Origin of the sequence: Magnetospira sp. QH-2, from assembly GCF_000968135.1 — a bacterium.
GTDB lineage: Bacteria > Pseudomonadota > Alphaproteobacteria > Rhodospirillales > Magnetospiraceae > Magnetospira.
In genome coordinates this window covers 1,092,872-1,111,614 of sequence record NZ_FO538765.1, presented here as the reverse complement: position 1 = coordinate 1,111,614, position 18,743 = coordinate 1,092,872, and the positions used below count along the sequence as shown (strand labels likewise).

The 18,743-nt window shown below is 61.2% G+C and carries 19 protein-coding genes; 9 read left to right on the top strand and 10 right to left on the bottom strand.

Features of this window, described 5'->3' with window-relative positions; translation table 11 throughout:
* Positions 1–10: 10 nt before the first annotated feature.
* Genes MGMAQ_RS05290 through MGMAQ_RS05275 form a run of 4 tightly spaced genes read left to right on the top strand, consistent with a single transcriptional unit; the run spans position 11 to position 3,840 of the window.
* The gene (locus MGMAQ_RS05290) at positions 11–1,000 is read left to right on the top strand and encodes a hypothetical protein (RefSeq protein WP_046020719.1); all 990 of its coding nucleotides are present in this window, start codon (positions 11–13) and stop codon (positions 998–1,000) included.
* Positions 997–1,782: a MinD/ParA family protein gene (locus tag MGMAQ_RS05285; protein WP_046020718.1), complete on the top strand. Its 786-nt coding sequence runs from the start codon at positions 997–999 to the stop codon at positions 1,780–1,782. The genes MGMAQ_RS05290 and MGMAQ_RS05285 overlap by 4 nt, the downstream gene beginning before the upstream one ends.
* A gap of 12 nt (positions 1,783–1,794) precedes the next feature.
* The gene (locus MGMAQ_RS19325; protein WP_052716146.1) at positions 1,795–3,447 is read left to right on the top strand and encodes a hypothetical protein; all 1,653 of its coding nucleotides are present in this window, start codon (positions 1,795–1,797) and stop codon (positions 3,445–3,447) included.
* 3 nt (positions 3,448–3,450) lie between these two features.
* On the top strand, positions 3,451–3,840 hold the full coding sequence (locus MGMAQ_RS05275; RefSeq protein WP_046020717.1) for a hypothetical protein: 390 nt from the start codon (positions 3,451–3,453) through the stop codon (positions 3,838–3,840).
* On the opposite strand, the gene MGMAQ_RS05270 is transcribed toward MGMAQ_RS05275, so the two are convergent.
* The 6 genes from MGMAQ_RS05270 to yajC are packed head-to-tail and all read right to left on the bottom strand — an operon-like array spanning position 3,841 to position 9,181.
* Complete coding sequence (locus MGMAQ_RS05270; protein ID WP_052716145.1) at positions 3,841–4,599, bottom strand: class I SAM-dependent methyltransferase; 759 nt, start codon at positions 4,597–4,599, stop codon at positions 3,841–3,843. It abuts the gene before it with no gap.
* 11 nt (positions 4,600–4,610) lie between these two features.
* Positions 4,611–5,744 (bottom strand): alpha/beta hydrolase, encoded by a 1,134-nt coding sequence (locus MGMAQ_RS05265; protein WP_052716144.1) that lies wholly within the window; start codon positions 5,742–5,744, stop codon positions 4,611–4,613.
* 58 nt (positions 5,745–5,802) lie between these two features.
* On the bottom strand, positions 5,803–6,216 hold the full coding sequence (locus MGMAQ_RS05260) for an Mth938-like domain-containing protein (RefSeq protein ID WP_046020716.1): 414 nt from the start codon (positions 6,214–6,216) through the stop codon (positions 5,803–5,805).
* Positions 6,188–7,123 (bottom strand): protein translocase subunit SecF, encoded by a 936-nt coding sequence (secF, locus tag MGMAQ_RS05255; protein WP_046020715.1) that lies wholly within the window; start codon positions 7,121–7,123, stop codon positions 6,188–6,190. Before secF ends, MGMAQ_RS05260 begins: the two co-directional genes overlap by 29 nt.
* Positions 7,124–7,136: 13 nt before the next feature.
* Positions 7,137–8,720 carry a protein translocase subunit SecD gene (gene secD / locus MGMAQ_RS05250; protein WP_046020714.1) on the bottom strand — a complete coding sequence of 528 codons (1,584 nt, stop codon included), beginning with the start codon at positions 8,718–8,720 and terminating at the stop codon, positions 7,137–7,139.
* Positions 8,721–8,764: 44 nt separating this feature from the next.
* Positions 8,765–9,181, bottom strand: coding sequence for a preprotein translocase subunit YajC (yajC, locus tag MGMAQ_RS05245; protein ID WP_046020713.1), 417 nt, complete (start codon positions 9,179–9,181; stop codon positions 8,765–8,767).
* A 126-nt stretch (positions 9,182–9,307) separates the two neighbouring features.
* Here yajC and MGMAQ_RS05240 point away from each other — a divergent pair, with 126 nt between their 5' ends.
* Complete coding sequence (locus MGMAQ_RS05240; protein WP_046022985.1) at positions 9,308–10,168, top strand: ATP-binding protein; 861 nt, start codon at positions 9,308–9,310, stop codon at positions 10,166–10,168.
* 126 nt (positions 10,169–10,294) lie between these two features.
* Here MGMAQ_RS05240 and MGMAQ_RS05235 read toward each other — a convergent pair whose 3' ends face one another.
* Positions 10,295–10,510, bottom strand: a complete 216-nt coding sequence (locus MGMAQ_RS05235; RefSeq protein WP_046020712.1) for a hypothetical protein — start codon at positions 10,508–10,510, stop codon at positions 10,295–10,297.
* A gap of 208 nt (positions 10,511–10,718) precedes the next feature.
* Between MGMAQ_RS05235 and MGMAQ_RS05230 the strand changes: the two genes are divergently transcribed.
* The 4 genes from MGMAQ_RS05230 to MGMAQ_RS05215 all read left to right on the top strand — a co-directional run bounded on the left by MGMAQ_RS05230 (position 10,719) and on the right by MGMAQ_RS05215 (position 15,058).
* Positions 10,719–10,922: a hypothetical protein gene (locus tag MGMAQ_RS05230; RefSeq protein ID WP_046020711.1), complete on the top strand. Its 204-nt coding sequence runs from the start codon at positions 10,719–10,721 to the stop codon at positions 10,920–10,922.
* A 290-nt stretch (positions 10,923–11,212) separates the two neighbouring features.
* The gene (locus MGMAQ_RS05225) at positions 11,213–12,025 is read left to right on the top strand and encodes a DUF2189 domain-containing protein (RefSeq protein WP_046020710.1); all 813 of its coding nucleotides are present in this window, start codon (positions 11,213–11,215) and stop codon (positions 12,023–12,025) included.
* A gap of 429 nt (positions 12,026–12,454) precedes the next feature.
* On the top strand, positions 12,455–13,828 hold the full coding sequence (locus MGMAQ_RS05220) for a hemolysin family protein (RefSeq protein WP_046020709.1): 1,374 nt from the start codon (positions 12,455–12,457) through the stop codon (positions 13,826–13,828).
* A gap of 3 nt (positions 13,829–13,831) precedes the next feature.
* Entirely contained in the window at positions 13,832–15,058 is a 1,227-nt protein-coding gene (locus tag MGMAQ_RS05215; RefSeq protein WP_046020708.1) for a hemolysin family protein, read from the top strand.
* 142 nt (positions 15,059–15,200) lie between these two features.
* On the opposite strand, the gene MGMAQ_RS05210 is transcribed toward MGMAQ_RS05215, so the two are convergent.
* From MGMAQ_RS05210 to MGMAQ_RS05200, 3 genes are all read right to left on the bottom strand, one after another.
* Positions 15,201–16,226 carry a M23 family metallopeptidase gene (locus MGMAQ_RS05210; RefSeq protein WP_052716143.1) on the bottom strand — a complete coding sequence of 342 codons (1,026 nt, stop codon included), beginning with the start codon at positions 16,224–16,226 and terminating at the stop codon, positions 15,201–15,203.
* Positions 16,227–16,278: 52 nt separating this feature from the next.
* Positions 16,279–17,157 carry a formyltetrahydrofolate deformylase gene (gene purU, locus MGMAQ_RS05205; RefSeq protein WP_046020706.1) on the bottom strand — a complete coding sequence of 293 codons (879 nt, stop codon included), beginning with the start codon at positions 17,155–17,157 and terminating at the stop codon, positions 16,279–16,281.
* 126 nt (positions 17,158–17,283) lie between these two features.
* Complete coding sequence (locus MGMAQ_RS05200) at positions 17,284–18,498, bottom strand: 6-phosphofructokinase (protein ID WP_046020705.1); 1,215 nt, start codon at positions 18,496–18,498, stop codon at positions 17,284–17,286.
* Between the last annotated feature and the right edge of the window lie 245 nt (positions 18,499–18,743).

Here is an 18,743-nt window from a genome sequence, read left to right as displayed (position 1 = left end):
GAACCGCCCGTTGCGCCTGAAAACCTTCACCGCGCCGACCACCGCCGAAGCCATGGAATTGGTCCATCGCGAGTTGGGTGAGGCGGCCATTGTCGTCGCCAGCCAGAAAGGCGTGGGAGACAGCGGTGTTCGAATCACCGCGGCCCTGGAGGCCCCCGACTATGAATCGGACCTGGCCTTTGCGCCGGAAGCCGAAGCGGTGGACATTCCCGAAACTCTCCGCCAGATCCTGATCCGTCACGGCCTACCGGTGCCTCTGACAGAACAGGTCCTGCGCGATCTTCAGGCGGGGCATCATGACGAACCGGTTGGCGCCCTGGCCGCCGCCCTTGACGCATCCTTTGTTTTCGATCCCCTGCCCGACCCGGCGGATCGACCCCCGCCGCATACCCTGATGCTGGTTGGCCCCCCCGGCGCCGGAAAAACCCTGGCCACCGCCAAGTTGGCCACTCGGGCCTCCATGAATCAAATGCCGCTCCGGGTGATCACCACCGATACCAAGCGGGCCGGAGGCATCGAGCAGTTGGAGGCCTTTACCCGCATCCTCGGTCTGCCCCTTGCCATTGCCGACAGCCCCGAAGCCCTCGGGGAGGTTCTGGCCTCCGAGATCGATCTCACGACAATTATCGACACGCCGGGCTGCAATCCCTATGGGGACAGCGACATGGAACGCCTTAGCGGGCTGGTTCAGGCCGCCCACTGCCATCCGGTGTTGGTCCTGGCCGGAGGGGGCGATGCCCTGGAGGCCGCCGACATGGCCGCGGCCTATGCCCCATTGGAATGCGACCGACTGCTGGTCACGCGCCTGGACATGACCCGTCGTTTAGGCAGTCTGATTTCCGCCGCCCAAGGCGGTCGATTGAAATTCTCCAACGTCAGTACCACGCCGCAGGTAGCGGACGGGCTCAGCGCGCTGAACCCGATGGCACTGGCACGATTGATCGTTCCTCCTTTTCACGCTACCCAGGACTCAGGTCCGATGATCGCGAGCGCCTCATGAACACACCGACCTCCAATCCGACCCAACAGACCCCGCCCGGTCGGGGTAAGAATATGATTGCCGTCGCATCGGGCAAGGGGGGCGTGGGCAAGACCTGGTTTGCCATCACCCTGACCCACGCCTTGGCTGTGCGCGACTATCACACTTTGCTGTTCGACGGGGATTTGGGCCTCGCCAACGTGGATATCCAATTGGGCTTGATGCCCAAGCATGATCTGGGCGGGGTCATCTCCGGTCGCATGGCTCTCAATCAAGCCACGGTTCATCACGAGGAAACCGGCCTGGACATTATCGCTGGTCGCTCCGGATCGGGCAGCCTGGCCAATATCCCAGCCAGCCGTTTGCAGATTCTCACCGAGGATCTGCGCATGCTGTCGGCAACCTATGACTGGGTGGTCATGGACCTGGGCGCCGGGGTCGAGCGCACGGTGCGGCAAATGGCCGAACTGGCCGGAACCTGTCTGGTGGTCAGCACCGACGAACCCACATCCCTCACCGATGCCTATGCCTTTATCAAGGTGCTGCACATGGAGCGCCCGGCCACCAACATCAAAATCGTGGTCAACATGGCCAATTCCCGCAAGGAAGGGGAGCGCACCTACAACACCCTGCTCAAGGCCTGCGAGGGCTTTTTGAAGATCTCGCCACCCTTGGCCGGTGTCATCCGCCGCGATCCCAAGATTCCCGATTCAATCCGCGCCCAAATGCCGCTGATCACCCGGCACCCCAATAGTGAAGCGGCCCAGGACGTGGAGACCATCGCGAAAAACCTCCTGGACTAAGGGGCGCAGGCCATGAGCACCGCCGTTCCTCCGCCCAGTGGCACCCCGCCACCGCCGCCGCCGCCGCCGCTACCAACCCTCGTACTGCCGCAACCGCCGCCCGCGCTGCTCAAGCTGCCAATCGGCACCTTGTTGCAAGCTTTGAACCTGCCCAAGGCCGGCGCCCCCGGGGCCAACATTCAGCTGCAATTGCCGACGGGTTCGGTCAACATCACCGCCGCCTGGCCGCTGCCGCCGAAGAGCCAGCTGACTTTCGCCATTGAAAGCCATCAACCGACCACCGTCTTGCGCTTGGTCAGTGTCAACGGCAAACCGGCCACCCCGGCCATGATGGCGCAATTGATCCAAGGCAAAGCCACGGGGACAGCGCAAGGCGGCCCGTTCGCCGCGCAACCGGGTGGTACCCAAACCCAGGGTGTCACCGCTCCCACCCCCCTATCCGGACCGGTGGTGGTTGCCCGAGGCAATGCCATTCTTGCCACGGTCCTGAAGCCCGCGGCGCCAGGCAGCCCGGCCGCCAATACCGCTCAATCTCCGGTCTCACCCGCCCCGCTCCAAGCCGCCGCCGCCCCATCGCCAGGCCCGCTATTTCCAGGGAGCAAACAAACCGCCGCTCCGGTGATTCCCGGTGGGACAGCCCCCACTCCTGCTGCCTCGGCACCCCCGACTCCAAGCTCGACAACGCCCGCCAGTCCGCCTCTAGCGCCAGGCACTCAGGTACAGGTCCGCATAGTCGCCACCGCCCGACCGGGCAGCGCCGCCCCTTCCGCACCTGCCACGCCCGGCACCACGCCGCTCACCGGCACGGTCACCGGCACTACCGCCGCCGGTCAGCCCATTGTTTCCACGGCGCAAGGACAATTGGCCCTGGATACCCGTATTCCTTTGCCTCAAGGCACGCAGGTGCGTCTGGAAGCCCTGGATCTGGCGGCCTCCGGGCGCCCGCAGTCCTCTCGGGCCGCCGGGACCCCGCCCCCATTGGATCCGCTAGGACGGGAATGGCCTGCCCTCAAACAGGCCATCGAGGCCTTGCAACAAGTGGATCCCGGTGCCGCCCAGCGGCTGCTCGACGGAGCCATGCCAAAACCGACGGCCCGGTTGGGGGCCCAGTTGTTGTTTTTCATGTCGGCTTTGCGCGGCGGCGACCTACGGCAATGGATGGGAGGCGACGCCAGCCGGGGCCTGGCGGGACGTCGGCCTGACGTGCTCGAACGATTGGGCGAAGACGTCAAGGCCATGGGCCGAGCCGCCTCTCCATCCCAGTCCGGTGACTGGCGATTGTATGGCCTGCCCCTTTACGACGGCCAGGAACTGGCCCAGGTCCGCCTAATGGTCCGAGACCATCCTTCCGGTGATGAAGCCGCCGAAGAAGGCGAGACCGACGAGGAAACCCGTTTCATCGTCGATGTGGATCTGACCCGCATGGGCCGTTTGCAAATGGACGGCTTGGTAAAGCCCTCGGACAAGCGCTTTGATTTGATCTTGCGCACAGTCGATCCCCTATCGGCGGAGATGCGCGATCATATCCGCGGTCTGTTCAAGGAATCCGCCGAGATCACCGGCTTCATTGGCGGCATCAGCTTCCAGATTGGCGGTGGCTTTGTCGAACCGCCCAGCGAAGCCCGCCATAGCACCGATCCCCGCAGCCTTGGTTTGGATGTATAGCTCATGGAACCCAACGAACGCCGTGCCCTGCTCGAATGTGTCGTCAACCCGGACGGGCGCCTGGACTACGTGGTCGATTTATCCGGCGATCTGGCCAATTTCGCCAATGCCCGGGTCTCGATCCGTTATGTCCCCGACAAGCTGATTGCCCAGGCGCAGACCCTGTCGGCCTATTTACATGAAATCTCGACCATGGACTGGCCCAACCTGGAACAGGCGGCGGTGACCATCTTGCATGATCTGAACAACGAACTGGTGCCCCGCTGGGTTCAGGTCATCGTCACCTCGGACCCGGCCCGCCAGCCAGGCATTGCCAGCCATTCGGTGATGCTGGAGGAACGCCAGCCCAAGTGGGACAACCGTGATTTGCTGTCTCACCTGAAACGGGTGTGATCAGGGTTTCATCAGCACAAAGAAGGCATAGCCATAAAGAGCGTGATGGCGGCGGAACAAGACGATCTCTCGGGCCGTGTCCTCGGCCAAGGCGACCATCGCCGGGTCGCTTACCTTTCGATAGGATTCCACCAGCCGCGCCATGGGCGCGTTGAACTCCAACTCCCAGACCTTCGAGGACAGGCGTTCCGTATGCAGAAACCGCCATCCGGCCTGTTCGGCGGCGACGATGTTTTCGCCCACCGATCGCATGCCCGCGTAGTTGCCTGCCCAGAAGGTCCGAAGCTCGTCGGGAACGTCTTTTTGGAACCAGGAACACTCAGAGATGACGGCCAGCCCCCCAGGCTTCAAGACTCGCATGAACTCCGCCAAAGCAATGTCGAAGCCGACGGTAAAGACCGCGCCCTCGGACCAGACCAGATCGAGGCTTTCATCGTCCAAGCCACTCTCGGCCAAGGAGGCCAACCGGGTCTCGACCTGATCATCGACACCACGCACCACCGCTTCCGCCTCGAAGGCCTCCAAAAACGGTTCATGAATGTCGATCCCCACCACCGAGGCGCCCTGTTCCGCCAGCACAATCCCGGCGGCCCCCGTGCCACACCCCATATCGGCGGACTTTGGACGTGCGGGCATGAGCGAGGAAAAGCGCTCGTACAGGCATTCGGTAACGGCTTCCGAACCGGGGCCCTGGCGAGGCATGGCTTCAAAGAAGGTGAACAGCTCGGCGGGCAGCCCCGCCTTCAGATCTTTGGTCATGATGGAAAACCCTATGGTGTGGTGCGATCCCGCTCATGGAGCAGCATATATACCACTCGCCAGAGCCGATAGGCATCACCGACACTGAAGGCGTCGAAAGTGACGTGTTTGAGGCTTTGAAGGATGGTCAGATCCACCCGATCTTCGGGCACGGCGGCAGCCAGGGCCTGGCTCTGGGTCGCCGGGATCAATGGATCGTCGCGGCCATGCACCAAAATCAGTTTCGGTTTCAGAGCGGAAAAATCGCGCTGGGCCAGATTCAAGGCGGCGATCTCCTTGCTCACCGTGATGGGCAACTCGGCCATCAGCGCGGGGACCTTTTCCGGCTGTTTGTTGTCCAACAGTGCCATCACCGCCCGCGCGCCGCCGCCCAATCCCAGGGGCAGGCCCATGGCCAGACCATCGGGCGCGCCGCCGCTGGCCGCCAGAGAGGCAAGGTATTGCCCGTCCTGGGGATCGGGCAGCAGGGCGGCATTGGCCTTGAGGAAGGCCCATTTGGCGTAGGGGGCGGGCTCCCGGTGGTACCAGGCGCCATTGATGTTGCGATGAAAGCCGGTGGTCAGGAAGGTAATCACCGCCGTGCTGTCATGATAGCCGCCGATGCCCAGCAGCCAATCCACCCGTGCCGCCACGTCGGCATCCAAAGCCGCCAGCATCATCGGCCCCACCGCATAGGACACCGCCAGCATGCCCACCGTGCCATCGCTGGCCTGGCCCAGGTAAATGGCCGCGTCGGCGATGGCTTGGGCACCGTCGGCGCGCAGTTCCAGACCGCGCAGCCCCGGGACCTCGGGCATCAAGATGGTGAACCCGGCCCGGGCCAGGGTTTCGGCCAAGTCGCGGAATGCCGGATGGGTGCGCCCGGCCTGGTCGGCGCCGGGGATCAGCACCAACGCGCCCTTGGGCGGCGTGCCCGGTTCGACCAGTTCCCCTTGATAGGTCCGCCCCCGGGCCTGATAGGCGATGGGCTTGAAGGTCGGCGCGGGAGTCTCCTGGTCGAGCCAGCTTTGCTCCACCGCCGGCACCATGTCCTGCACCACCAGCAGCGCATCGAACACCCGCCGCAGGTCGGCCCGGTATTCCCAGGCCCCCACCACCAAAGCGGCAATCACCGCCAACAAGGTCAGATGAAAACGGATACTCATGTGGCTTCCCCCGGGGGAGAGTGTAGCAGATTTTCGCGCCCTATGGTCCGGCTTTCCTTCACACGGCGACCAATGCCGCCGCCGCCGCCCGTTCCTCGGCCAGCAGGACGTTGAAGGTGCGGCAGGCGGCGCCGGTATCCATCCATTCCAGGACAATGCCGTGGTCGTCCTTGAGGGCCTTTTTCAGGCCCCGGGGCGGCAGCACGAAAGCCGGGCCGCAGCCGATCAGCAGCAGGCGGGCTTCCGCCGCCCGGTCGAGGATGGGGGTCAGACTATCCATGGTCACGTCTTCCCAGCGGGCCACCGGCCAGGCCAGTGTCTCGTCGGCAAACACCAGCACCGATCCATCATGTTGCGTTTCGGCGATGCGAAACTTGCCGTCGCCATAGCCTCGGATGAGTTGGCGTCCGGCGGGGATCAGCGGGGTAATGTCGAGGGAAATGTCAGGCTCCCTCAGTTGCCGCCTGGCCATCGGCCTTGTCGCCGCTGCGCCGGGGCAGGTTCATGTAGAGCATCAGCGGAACCGCCAGGAAGATCGACGAATAGGTGCCGATCACGATGCCCCAGATCAAGGCGATGGAGAAGCCGCGAATGACCTCGCCGCCAAGGAAGTACAGAGCCAGCAAGGCCAGCAGGGTGGTGACCGAGGTCATCACCGTGCGCGACAGGGTCTCGTTGATGGAGATGTTGAGCACCTCGGGCAGCGGCCTGGACTTGTAGCGTCGCAGGTTCTCGCGCACCCGGTCATAGACCACCACCGTATCGTTGATGGAATAGCCCGCGATGGTTAGCACGGCGGCCACGGTGGACAGGTTGAATTCCATCTGGGTGATGGCGAACAGGCCGATGGTGGAAAGAATGTCATGGACCAGGGCCACCACGGCGCCCATGCCGAACTGCCATTCGAAACGGAACCAGATATAGATCAAGATGGCCAGGATGGCGAAGCCCACCGCCTGTAACCCGGACCAGAACAGCTCCTCGGACACCTTCGGACCGACGAACTCCGTGCGTCGATATTCAAAGCCGTCACCCAGGGTTTCCTTGACCTTGGCCACGGCAATCTGTTGCGCCTTTTCGCCGCCTTCTTGACGTTGGACGCGGATCATCACGTCGGTGGGCGCGCCGAACTCCTGCAAGGAGACCTCGCCCAGGCCCAGGTCGCCCAGAACCGAGCGCATATGGCCGATGTCGGCGGCCTTCTCGGAGCGCACCTCGATGACGATGCCGCCTTGGAAGTCGATACCAAAATTCATGCCACGCAGGCTGAACAGTGCCACCGAGCCAATGACCAACAACAGCGAAATCAGGAAGAACGGCCGGTGCACGGAAACGAACGGAATGTTGGTTCCCGGCTTGATAAGGTTGAAGCCTTTCATGGTCCCTCTCCCCTTAAATGGGCAGCGCCGAAGGGCGCTTGCTACGCAACCAGGTGACCACCATCAAGCGGGTCACCATGATGGCGGTAAACATGGAGGTCACGATGCCGATGGCCAGAGTGACGGCGAAGCCCTTCACCGGCCCGGACCCGAAGGAGAACAGCAGCATGGCCGCGATCAAGGTGGTCACGTTGGCATCGATGATGGTGGTCAGCGCGCGCTGATATCCGGCGTCGATGGCGGCAATGGGCGTTCGCCCGATGCGGCCTTCCTCGCGGATCCGCTCGAAGATCAGCACGTTGGCATCCACCGCCATACCGATGGTCAGCACGATTCCGGCGATACCGGGCAGGGTCAGGGTTGCCTGCAAAGCCGACAGGGCACCGACGATGAGTACCAGATTGACCAGCAAAGCCACATTGGCCATCAACCCGAACAGGCCATAGGCAGCGCCCATGAAGACAATCACCAGCACCAGGCCAATGATCGAGGCGATCTTACCGGCGGCGATGGAATCCGCGCCGAGCCCCGGGCCAACGGTGCGTTCCTCAAGGATGGTCAGCGGTGCGGGCAGCGCGCCAGCGCGCAGCAGCAGGGCCAGATCGCTGGCTTCCTGTACCGAAAAACCGCCGGTGATGATCCCCGACCCACCCAGGATCGGCTCGTTGATGCGCGGCGCGCTGATCACTTTTCCGTCGAGCACGATGGCAAAGGGTTTGCCGGTGTTTTCCGTGGTGATCTTGGCGAACTTGCGCCCGCCGATGCCGTCAAAACTGAACGACACCACCGGGCGGTTCTGCTGATCGAAGGTCGGCTGGCTACCCTCTAGGTTTTCGCCGGACAACTGCACCCGTTTATGGACCACATACATGCGCGGCTGGCCACTGGCCGGATCAATCTCATCGGCCGAAGGAACCAACATGGACCGCGGCGGAACCCGACCGCTCAACGCCTCGTTGAGGTCGGTCTTGATGTCCACCAGGTGGAAGGTCATCTTGGCGGTCTGTCCGAGCAGGGCCTTGATCCGCTCGGGATCCTTGACGCCGGGCAATTGCACCAGGATCCGGTCTTCCCCTTGACGCTGAATGGTCGGCTCACGGGTGCCGGTTTCATCAATACGCCGCCGCACGATCTCGATGGACTGTTCCACCGCCGAGGTAATGCGTGCCTTGGCCGCTTGCTCGGTGAGGACCACTGTGATCAAACCGTTGTCGCCATCGGTGACGAGGGTTTCCCTGTCGGCCGCATAGATCAGGTCATGGGCCTGCTCCATTCTTTCCAGGTCCTTGATGCGCAGGGTGACCTTGTCGCCGCCGTTGTTCAGATCGTCATATCGGATTTTGGCCTTGCGCAGTTCCGCCCGGGCGCTATCGACGATGGAGTCCATGCGCTCACGGATGACCGTTTTGAGATCCACCTCCAGCAACATGTGCGAACCGCCCTGCAGATCCAGGCCCAGGTTCACCTGTTGACTGGGAATGAAGGACGGCAGCCCTTCCGCCGTTTGCCGATCCACCAGGTTGGGCAGAGCAAATGACAACCCCAATAGCCCGACCACGATGATCAGGATCACCTTCCATTTGGCCATGTAGACCATGCGGCCCCCCTTGAAATCTCGCTATATGCTTCGTTTGAAGACGACTACTTGCCGCCGAGCAGCTTCTTCAAGCCGCCGCCTTTGCCTTTGCCGTCGCCACCATCCTTATTGTCATCGGCGGCACCAGTGTCATCATTGGCCGCCGGTTCGGTCTTGGCCATGACCTGGGCGATCATCGCCCGCATGATCCGGACTTTAATGCCCTCGGCGATCTCGACGGTGACTTCTTCGTCACTGACCACCTTGGAGATGGTACCGATGATACCGCCGTTGGTGACGATCTTGTCGCCGCGACGCAGGGCCGCCAGCATTCCTTTGTGTTCCTTGGCCCGCTTCTGCTGCGGGCGGATCAGCAGGAAGTAGAAGACCGCGAAGATCAGCACCATCGGCAGCAGGCCGGAAATCAGGTCGCCGCCTCCCGCCGCCGGGGCGGCCTGGGCATAAGCAGGGCTAAAGAACATCAGAAACTCCAATTCCTATCACATCACGCGCGTTTTTGGCTGGCCGGACTATAGCGACCCGGACGGCCAATGCAAATCTAATGTAGTATGATTGACGCTCGCTGCCAGGGCGACTACCGTTCCGGCATGACCGACAACGAGACCATGGCCCTTCTGAACCGCATCGCCGATGCCCTGGACCGGCTGGCACCGCCTGCCACCGATGGCCTCACTCTGCCCGAAGGCGACGCCTTTGTCTGGCAGGCGGACGCGCCTCGATTGGTGCCTGTCCCCCGGGTCAATCGGCTGCCCTTGGCTCTGCTCAAGGGCATTGAGCGGCAGATCGAGACCCTGCTGGCCAATACCCGCCGCTTCGCCGAAGGACTGCCCGCCAATAACGCGTTGCTGTGGGGCGCCCGGGGCACCGGCAAAAGCTCGGTGATCAAGGCGGTCCATGGATCCCTGGTGGCGGATAACCCCGGCGGCTTGGCCTTGGTGGAGATTCACCGCGAGGACATCCCCACCCTGCCTCAACTGCTCACCGCCCTGCGCCATAGCCAACGGCGCTGTCTGGTTTTCTGTGACGATCTATCCTTTGACGCCGATGACACCAGCTACAAATCCCTGAAAGCCGTGCTGGAAGGTGGTATCGAAGGACGGCCGGAGAATGTCTTATTCTATGCCACCTCCAACCGGCGCCACCTCATGGCCCGGGATATGATCGAAAATGAACGCTCAACGGCCATCCATGCCTCGGAAGCGGTCGAGGAAAAAGTTTCCCTGTCTGACCGCTTCGGCTTGTGGATCGGCTTTCACAATATCGATCAAGACACCTTCTTTGCCATCATCGAAGGCTATGCGGATCAATACGGGCTGTCGGTGGACCGGGAGGCGTTGCGGGCCCGGGCGGTGGAATGGTCCATGACCCGAGGGGCCCGGTCGGGCCGCGTCGCCTGGCAGTTTATCCAGGACCTGGCCGGTGAGCTTGGGCAACGGATCGATGGCTGAGGCCACACCGGGAACATATTGAAACCGAACCCGTTTTTCGCATTGGACCCTATCCGGTCAAACACGACGGGCTCTTGTATCCCCTTCAGGTTGACAAGCCGCCCCCCAAAGCTTGCCCGCGCGCGCCTACCGCGACAATTCCCCTTGGAATACTTTCAATACCATGGAACACATGACCGTGTTGGGGCAGGTGTGGGTCTGCACGCAGCTGTTGATCCGTTCATAGGCGACCTTCAGCGCCCGAGGGTTTCCGTTCACCGCGTCGCGCTTGTAGTCCTCGGTCAACTCATTGCAAGCCGACAGCATATTCAGCATCTCGCTTTGGTCGAATTCCGTTGTCATGAGGCGCCCCCTTCGGCCTGGGTGTGGGTTTTAGAATAGCTCAAAATTGGAGCCGAAACCAGCCCACCCCATATTGCACCGCAAAAAAAACGTACGATATAACTTTATCTGATTAGAAAATTCTAATACAATAGTCCTTTAGGCATGGGGCCGATTCCCGATTCGGAAATCGCGCGGGTGCACAATGCAATGAAGGAGCGAAAAGAACATGGAATCCTTGATTGAAATGAAGCCGGAATGGAACGAGAAGCTGGAAAGTGTTGCCGCATTCCTCGCCTACGGCCCGCAAATGGAAGCCGCCCGCATCGCCAAGGAACTAGAAGAGGATCTGGCCGAATACACCGGTCCCGCCGTGGACATCGCGCGCGAGCGTCTGAGCCTGCTGGTTGACGGAATGAACGTCGCCGCCTGATCGCCTGATCAGAGAGCCGTGACGGCTGTTGGGCTTCCCCGGGTCTATCCAATGTTTGGATAGGCCATAGGAAGCCCTGCCCTTTTTTATCCTCCCTCGATTCTCCCTTGCCGCTTCAGGGTCTTCCCGTTAGCGTCTAGCGCAGGCCGCGTTCAATTGATCCCGGTAAATCCGCGCGGCCCAATTGATATCGATCACGTTATTTGCGTTGGATCACATCTGATCAGATGCGGTGTGATTGAGGCAACAAGTTCGCGGCAAAGCCGTTGCAAGCCTGGGGAGGCAACATCATGACGGAACAAGCGACAGCACCGGCCAAGGCCGGGCGTCTGGCAGACCGTATCCGCGTCATCGACATGGGTGAGCCGTTCGTCTGGCTGGGCAAGGGCTGGAACGATCTCTGCCGGTCGCCGCGCATGAGCCTGGCCCATGGGGTGATCTTTACCGTGACGGGCCTGGGCTTAAGCGTCGGACTGCGTTTGGCGGGAATGGACTACCTGATTTATCCACTTACCGCCGCCTTTCTCATCGGTGGACCGTTCCTGGCCTTTGGGCTCTATGACATCAGCCGCAAGTACGAAGCCGGATTGCTGCCGCGTCCTGGTAAATGCCTGACCGCCGGGCGCCATAACACCTATCACATTCTCACCGCCGGGCTGGTGCTGATGCTGTTCGCCATCATCTGGAGCCGCTTCGCCGTTCTCACCTTTGCCCTGTCGTTTCCCCATGTGGGCGGCAGCCTGGAGACGGTCATCGACCGCATCTTGTTCACCATGGATGGCTGGATCTTTTTGGCCACCGGCACCTTCATCGGCGGCATCCTGGCCGGGATCGCCTTTTTGTTCGGCGTGATCACCCTGCCCATGATGCTCGATCGCAAAGTGGACGTGTTTGCCGCCGCCGGGGTCAGCTTCATGGTCATCGCCAAGAACAAAGGCGCCATGCTCACCTGGGCCGGATTGATCGTCATCTTCACCGGCGCCGGCCTCGCCACCGCCTACATCGGCCTCGCCGTCACCCTGCCCCTCATCGGCCACGCGTCCTGGCACGCCTACCGGGCCTGCGTGGATGCGGAAGCCTGGCCGAAAACCCCGGAGGGATAAGGGGGGGAGAATGGGAGTGGCGGCAATACCAATCCCGACAGGTCAGGCAGCGTCCTCGCAATCGAGTTGTTCAGCCGACTTGGTCGCCAGATCTTCGTCTGAACAGGCAAGAAAGCAGTTTAAATTTCCCAGAAACCGCGTTTTCGGCTAACTTTCAGGCTGGTTTTGGGAGGGATCCGGGGAATGCCGGTTCGCTGGAACGTGTAACGCCGATTGACGTCGTGATGCCGCACGTCACGCTACTCAACTTCATCGAAACGGGAGACTTCAGACCATGGTGTTTCCCGATTCAACGCTTTTCAGCAGGCGCCGAATGGGTTTTTGGTTGCCAAGGCCTGAGAGCCATTTGGATTGTTTCGGCCAAACGGAATGTGGTGAGACCTGGATTTATTAGGTTAGACGGGTCAATTGAAAGGATAAGTAAGAATAATGGCATGGGATTACCTACTTTGGCTCCAAGTTACAGCTTTCATTCTGTTGATGGGACTCTCGGCGTTTTTCTCAAGTTCCGAAACCAGCCTGTTCTCCCTGGACCGGGTCAAACTCGAGCAGATGGAGCGCGAGGGGAATCCCAAGATTACCCTGATCCGACACCTGCTCAACCAACCCCGACGCCTAATCGTCACCATTCTGATCGGCAACGAACTCGTCAATGTCGCGGCCTCCGTGATTTCGGCTTCGGTGGTGATCGCCCTGTTCGGGCCTGAAAGCAAGTGGATCAACCTTATCGTCATGGTGCCGATCCTGCTGGTGGTGGGGGAGATTACCCCCAAGACCCTGGCTATTCGCAACAATATGGCCTTTGCCACGGCCCAGTGTCGTCCCATCGAGTTTTTCGCCAAGATGATTACGCCGTTGCGCTGGGTGGTTCGTCACATCGCGGACTATTTCATCACCATGGTCGTCGGCAGCGAGCGCTCGCGGGCTAACCTTCTGACCGAGGACATGGTACGTTCCTTGGCCCGCGAGGCGGTTGGCGAAGGCGCGCTGGACCATCAAGAAGCCAAGTTCATCAATCAGATCTTTGATTTCGGAGACAAGGCCCTGCGCGAAATCATGACTCCGCGCTCGCGCCTGTTTACCCTGGACCAATCCCTTACTCTAGCCGAGATGGCCGCCGAATTGACCCGCACCGGCCATACCAAGGTTCCGGTCTATGCCCATGACCGCGAGACCGTGCTTGGCATGCTGTTTACCCGCGACCTGTTGGAGGTCGAGTTGGACCATTACCCCGAGCCCTTGAATGCGGAAAACCTCGCCCCTTTTCTGCGCACGCCCTATCTCGTGCCCGACTCCCGCCTCGCCGCCGACCTGTTCCATACCTTCCGGCTGCGTAAGCTATCGGTGGCTCTCACCGTCGATGAATATGGCGGCGTGACCGGCATGGTCACCATGGAAGACCTGCTGGAATGTATTTTCGGCGAAATCCCCAGCCGGTCGGAAATACTCAAAGAGCGCGAGATGGGTTTCAAGCAGCTTGGAACCAACCACTACCGCGTGGATGGAACCATGACCCTGCACCTATTTGATCGTTTGACTGGCCTGCAGCTTCAAGATAGCCGTGTCGAGACCGTCGGCGGTCTGTTGTTCAATGCCTTTGGTGAACTTCCCAAGGTCGGCGCACGCATGACCTTGGGGACCTGTGAGTTCAAAATCCTGGCGGTCTCCCACCAACGCATCGCCGAAATCGAAGCGATGATCACGCCCCTCGATCCCGACAATATCGAAGCTTTTGCCGACGCCACCAGCGAACCCGACAATGTCGAAGTTCTTGCCGACGCTACCAGTGAAAAGGAGGCCTGAGCCATGGAACTCCTCCCCGGCATCCTGACCATGATTCTTTGTCTGGCGTTGGAAGCCTTCTTTTCAGGCTCCGAGATCGGCATCATTAGCGCTGATCGCATGAAGCTTCGCCACGAAGCCGCCCAAGGCTCGCGCGGCGCTCAATTGGCGCTGGAGATGCTCAAGAAACCTGAGTGGTTGCTTTCCACCACCCTCGTGGGCACCAATATCGCCGTGGTCTCCAATACCACAATCGCCACGGCCCTGGTCATTGATATGGTCGGCGAGCGTTATAGCTGGCTTGCGATCGTCATCGTCGCACCCTTGATCTGGATCTTTGGTGAGATCGTCGCCAAAAGCATCTTTCAGCAACGCGCCGATGCCATTACGCCGCGCGCCATTTTTGTGCTGCGCGCGGCATCATATCTGTTTTACCCGCTGCTTTTGGTATTCACCGGTGTGACCAAGATTGTGGCCCGGGTCTTGGGTGGCGGCAAGACGCTCAACCCATTTACCCTGCGCGAAGAGATCGTCACCATGATGGAGATGTCTGCCGCGGAAGGCGATATTCTGCCCGATGAGAAAAACATGATCCGCCGGGTTTTTAATTTCGGCGAGACCACGGTTGGCGATGTCATGATGCCGCTGATCGAAGTCGCGGCCATCGAATGCGGCGCGAGTTGCGGCGATGCTCGGCGTCTGGCCATCGACACGGCGCATAAGCGCCTGCCGGTCTATGACGAACGGATCGACAGGGTGACCGGATGCCTCAATGCCCTTGAACTGCTCTGCGAAGAAGCGGATCAATCGATTACCCCTTTCATCCGCAGCGTGCGCTACGTGCCCAAGACCAAAAGCATCGAAGACCTATTGCTTTCGTTCCGCCGCGAAGGCGACGTTATCGCGGTGGTGGTCGATGAATTCGGCGGGGCTGAAGGCATTGTCTCGGTCGAGGATATCCTCGAAGAGGTGGTCGGTGAACTGGAAGACGAATATGACACCGAAACCCCGTTGATCCGGCGGATCGGCGAAAAGGAAGTGCTCGTCGATGCCCGGATCCCTCTGCCGACCTTGGCCGATGAAGCCGCCGTCACCCTCCCCGAAGGTGATTACGAGTCCCTGGCGGGCTTGTTGCTCCAGATCACCGGCGAGATCCCCGACCAGGGGAGTCATTTGAACTACCAAGGCTATGAATTCATCATCGAAAAGGCCGATGGCCGCCGGGTCGAAAAGGTCAGAATTCGCTGGTAGGGCGATGTCCCGACAGCCATGGGGCAATCCATGCCCGGATCTACGGGCGGCACGGGCGAGTGCGGGCACGGAACGGATCATGTCGAAGAATTCCCGCCGGTTGGGATCGCAATGAACCGAGTGCAGGATCTCGGCTCTGATTTCACCCGGTCCCTGCCGAAGGGTGACCGCGCTTCGCCACCGCCCGGGGCAGATACTTCAATGGATCGATGGCCGTTTTGCCTTTGCGCAGTTCGAAGTGCAGTTGCGGCTGGGTGACGCCGCCGGACGAGCCGACGCGAGCGATGCGCTGGCCTTTCTTGACCTTTTCGCCGCGCTTGACCAGCAGATCCTGATTGTGGGCATAGGCGGTGACCCAGCCCTTGGCATGCTTGATCAGCAAAAGGTTGCCAAAGCCCTTGAGCTCGTTGCCCGCATAGACCACCACGCCGTTTTCCGCCGCCTTGACCGGGGCGCCACGCTTGGCGGAGATATTGATACCGTCATTGTGCAGACCCTTGCCCTTGGTGCCGAAGCCCGACAGCAACTGCCCTCGCACCGGCCAGACGAAATTGCCCGAGCGCCGGGGCGGGGCCGCGGTGACCGCCTTGGGGGCGCTGGGGGCACGCTTGGTGATGGTGACCTTTTGCCCGGGCTGGGGTCGCGCCACCGGGGCCTTGCGGATACTCGGCTCGCGGCTGGTACGGGAGGTGGTGGGCTTGGCGGTTTTCCGGACGGGCTGCGCGGCCACCTGCGGCATGGCACTGCCGCCGGGCAGGGCCAGCCGTTGACCGGGATAGATCACATAGGGCGACCTCAAACCGTTGAGCCGGGCCACGGTGGCCAGCTCGGCGTTGTACTGCCGGGCAATGCGGCCCAGGGTATCGCCGCGCACCACCGTATGCACCGCCACCCGGGGCAGCTTCAGCCACTGGCCGATGCGCAGAGCATAGGGCGGCTTGAGTTTGTTGGCATCGATGATCGCCCGCATGGGGACCTTGTGACGGCGCGAGATGGCATAGACCGTATCGCCGCGCGCCACCTTGACCTCGGTGGCATGGAAAAAGCCCGCGCTTCCGGCCTGGGCGGCGGAGGGGCCGCGCGACGAGCGGCTGGGCTCCATATCGACGGTGCCACAGGCACCGAGCAGCAACAGAGCCATCAGGCTTATGAGTGGGGCGAATCGCATGGGCGCAGTATGCCCCCGCCTTCGCCGCATCGCAATAATTCGAAGGAGGGCGCTACAGAACCACGGTCTTGATGCCGTTGAGGAAAACCCGATGTTCCGCATGCAGGCGCACGGCCCGGGACAATACCTTGCTTTCGATGTCGCGGCCCAGGGCGATCAGGTCCTCGGGATAGTCGCGATGGCTCACCGGTTCGACGGCCTGTTCGATGATCGGACCTTCATCCAGATCCTCGGTGACATAATGGGCCGTGGCACCGATCAGCTTGACGCCGCGATCATGGGCCCGGTGATAGGGCTTGGCGCCCTTGAAACCGGGCAAAAAGGAATGATGGATATTGATCGCCCGCCCGCGCAGCTGACGGCAGAGCTCCGGCGACAGAATTTGCATGTAGCGCGCCAGGATCAATAGTTCCGCGCCCGTTTCCTTCATCAGGCCGAGAACCTGCGCTTCCTGGGCCGCCTTGTCGCCATCGACGATGGGCAGATAATGAAAAGGGATACCCCGGGATTGGGCGTTGGGGCGCAGGGACTGATGGTTCGATGCCACCGCCGTCACCTCGATGGGCAGGGTCCCCTTGCCGCTGCGATAGAGCAGATCTTCCAGGCAATGGTCGCCCTTGGAGACCAGCACCAGGGCCCGAACCTTCTCCCCCTTGTCGTGCAGCGACCAAAACATATCGAACGGCTTGGCCACGTCGCGGGCGAAGCGGTTCTGGAAAGCGGGCAGGCCCTGCTCGCCGACCAACTCGAACTCGGTACGCATGAAGAACTTGCCGGTGGAGCGGTCATCGAACTGCGAGGAGTCGAGGATATTGCCTTCCACGTCGGCGATCAACTTGGCCACAGCGGCGACAATGCCGACCTTGTTCTCGCAGGACAGGCGCAGCACCAGATGCTGATGGCCATTGCCGTTGCGGCTGTCGCTGTTCATACCCGGGTCTCCTTAAGGAATTGCTCCGCGCATAGACCACAGGGCAGCGGTGAAATCAAGTCCTGCAACGCACGACGCCCCGCCCCCTGATTGGGGACGGGGCGTCGGTAACGGGCAAGCAAACGCTTAGCCGATGATCTTGTCGACCTTGTTCTGGTCGGACAAATAGGCTACCGGCGTGATGTCGGAGCCCAACAGCGGCTTGATATAGCGCATGAAGTCCTCGGTGACGCCATTCCCGGCGGCATTGATGAACTCATCGGGCATGACCTTGGTCTTGGCGGCCACGTCGGTGAGCTTGTCGAGAACGAAGTCGACTCGATATTCGCCAACACGGCGGATGGTCACAGTGCCGCTCTTGTCCAGGTAGTGGGCGAAGTTCACCGCCCGCTGGCCAACCTGACGGGCTTCGCGCTGATCCACATCGGACACACAGCCCAGGAACGAGCGCTGCATGTAGCCCAGGGTATCGGCGCGCACACGCTTGATGCCGGTCTTTTCCTTCACCGCGTCGGACAGCAGGTCGCCCAAAGCGCCGGTGCCGGACAGTTGCACGTTGCCGTGGGCATCCTTTTCGATTTCGCTCATCAACTGAGTGATGATCGGGTTTCCCGAAGCGTCGTGGATGCCTTCGGACACGGCGATCACGCAACGACCATACTTGTCGTAGGTGGTCTTCACGTCGGTGACGAAACTATCCATGTCGAAGGTACGCTCCGGCAGGTAGATCAGGTGAGGCCCATCGGCGGAGTTCTGAGTCAGACCGGCGGCAGCGGCGGTCATGAAGCCCGCGTGGCGGCCCATGACGATGCCCAGGAAAACACCCGGCAGCGCCTTGTTGTCCAGGTTCAGACCGGCGAAGGCCGAGGCCACGTAGCGCGCCGCCGACGGGAAGCCCGGGGTATGGTCGTTGATCACCAGGTCATTGTCGATGGTCTTCGGCACATGGACGCAGCGCAGGTTGTAGTTCACCTTCTCGGCTTCCTCGGCAACGATCCGGCAGGTGTCGGAACTGTCATTGCCGCCGCAATAGAAGAACGACTCGATGCCGTGCGCCTGGCAGACCTTGAAGATGTTCTTGCAGTACTCCAGGTCCGGCTTGTCGCGGGTCGAGCCCAGCGCGGAGGACGGGGTCGCGGCAACCATTTCCAGATTGGCGTCGGTTTCCTGAGTCAGATCGACGAAGTTCTCGTTAACAATGCCGCTCACCCCATGCAGGGCGCCATAGACGCGCTCAACGGACGGGATTTTGCGGGCTTCTTGCACAACGCCAACCATGGACTGATTGATCACTGCGGTCGGGCCGCCACCTTGGGCGACCAGTACTTTACCCTTCAACATGCTTTGGATCTCCTCCCCTGTGAGAGATACGAAATGGGTCAGGCCTTTCGAACGGCCTTGATTAGGATTTGCTGTTATAAGCTATCCGGGGTATCGCCGTCCAGCCGAGAACGGAAAACCCTTGGCACCGGTGGATGAGTTTTTCATGACAGCATCCCCGCCACCGAAAATTATGTAATGTCCTAACAGATGGAATCGTGCCAGTATTCCCTGTCGTCACGGATCCGGGGAACTTAAAGGGGGAG

Coding starts and splice junctions, on each gene's coding strand:
- MGMAQ_RS05240 (WP_046022985.1), top strand. CDS start 9,308: ATGACCGACAACGAGACCATGGCCCTTCTGAACCGCATCGCCGATGCC.
- yajC (WP_046020713.1), bottom strand. CDS start 9,181: ATGTTCTTTAGCCCTGCTTATGCCCAGGCCGCCCCGGCGGCGGGAGGC.
- MGMAQ_RS05230 (WP_046020711.1), top strand. CDS start 10,719: ATGGAATCCTTGATTGAAATGAAGCCGGAATGGAACGAGAAGCTGGAA.
- purU (WP_046020706.1), bottom strand. CDS start 17,157: ATGAACAGCGACAGCCGCAACGGCAATGGCCATCAGCATCTGGTGCTG.
- MGMAQ_RS19325 (WP_052716146.1), top strand. CDS start 1,795: ATGAGCACCGCCGTTCCTCCGCCCAGTGGCACCCCGCCACCGCCGCCG.
- MGMAQ_RS05215 (WP_046020708.1), top strand. CDS start 13,832: ATGGAACTCCTCCCCGGCATCCTGACCATGATTCTTTGTCTGGCGTTG.
- MGMAQ_RS05270 (WP_052716145.1), bottom strand. CDS start 4,599: ATGACCAAAGATCTGAAGGCGGGGCTGCCCGCCGAGCTGTTCACCTTC.
- MGMAQ_RS05200 (WP_046020705.1), bottom strand. CDS start 18,498: ATGTTGAAGGGTAAAGTACTGGTCGCCCAAGGTGGCGGCCCGACCGCA.
- MGMAQ_RS05235 (WP_046020712.1), bottom strand. CDS start 10,510: ATGACAACGGAATTCGACCAAAGCGAGATGCTGAATATGCTGTCGGCT.
- MGMAQ_RS05260 (WP_046020716.1), bottom strand. CDS start 6,216: ATGGCCAGGCGGCAACTGAGGGAGCCTGACATTTCCCTCGACATTACC.
- MGMAQ_RS05285 (WP_046020718.1), top strand. CDS start 997: ATGAACACACCGACCTCCAATCCGACCCAACAGACCCCGCCCGGTCGG.
- MGMAQ_RS05220 (WP_046020709.1), top strand. CDS start 12,455: ATGGCATGGGATTACCTACTTTGGCTCCAAGTTACAGCTTTCATTCTG.
- secD (WP_046020714.1), bottom strand. CDS start 8,720: ATGGTCTACATGGCCAAATGGAAGGTGATCCTGATCATCGTGGTCGGG.
- MGMAQ_RS05210 (WP_052716143.1), bottom strand. CDS start 16,226: ATGCGATTCGCCCCACTCATAAGCCTGATGGCTCTGTTGCTGCTCGGT.
- MGMAQ_RS05275 (WP_046020717.1), top strand. CDS start 3,451: ATGGAACCCAACGAACGCCGTGCCCTGCTCGAATGTGTCGTCAACCCG.
- secF (WP_046020715.1), bottom strand. CDS start 7,123: ATGAAAGGCTTCAACCTTATCAAGCCGGGAACCAACATTCCGTTCGTT.
- MGMAQ_RS05225 (WP_046020710.1), top strand. CDS start 11,213: ATGACGGAACAAGCGACAGCACCGGCCAAGGCCGGGCGTCTGGCAGAC.
- MGMAQ_RS05265 (WP_052716144.1), bottom strand. CDS start 5,744: ATGAGTATCCGTTTTCATCTGACCTTGTTGGCGGTGATTGCCGCTTTG.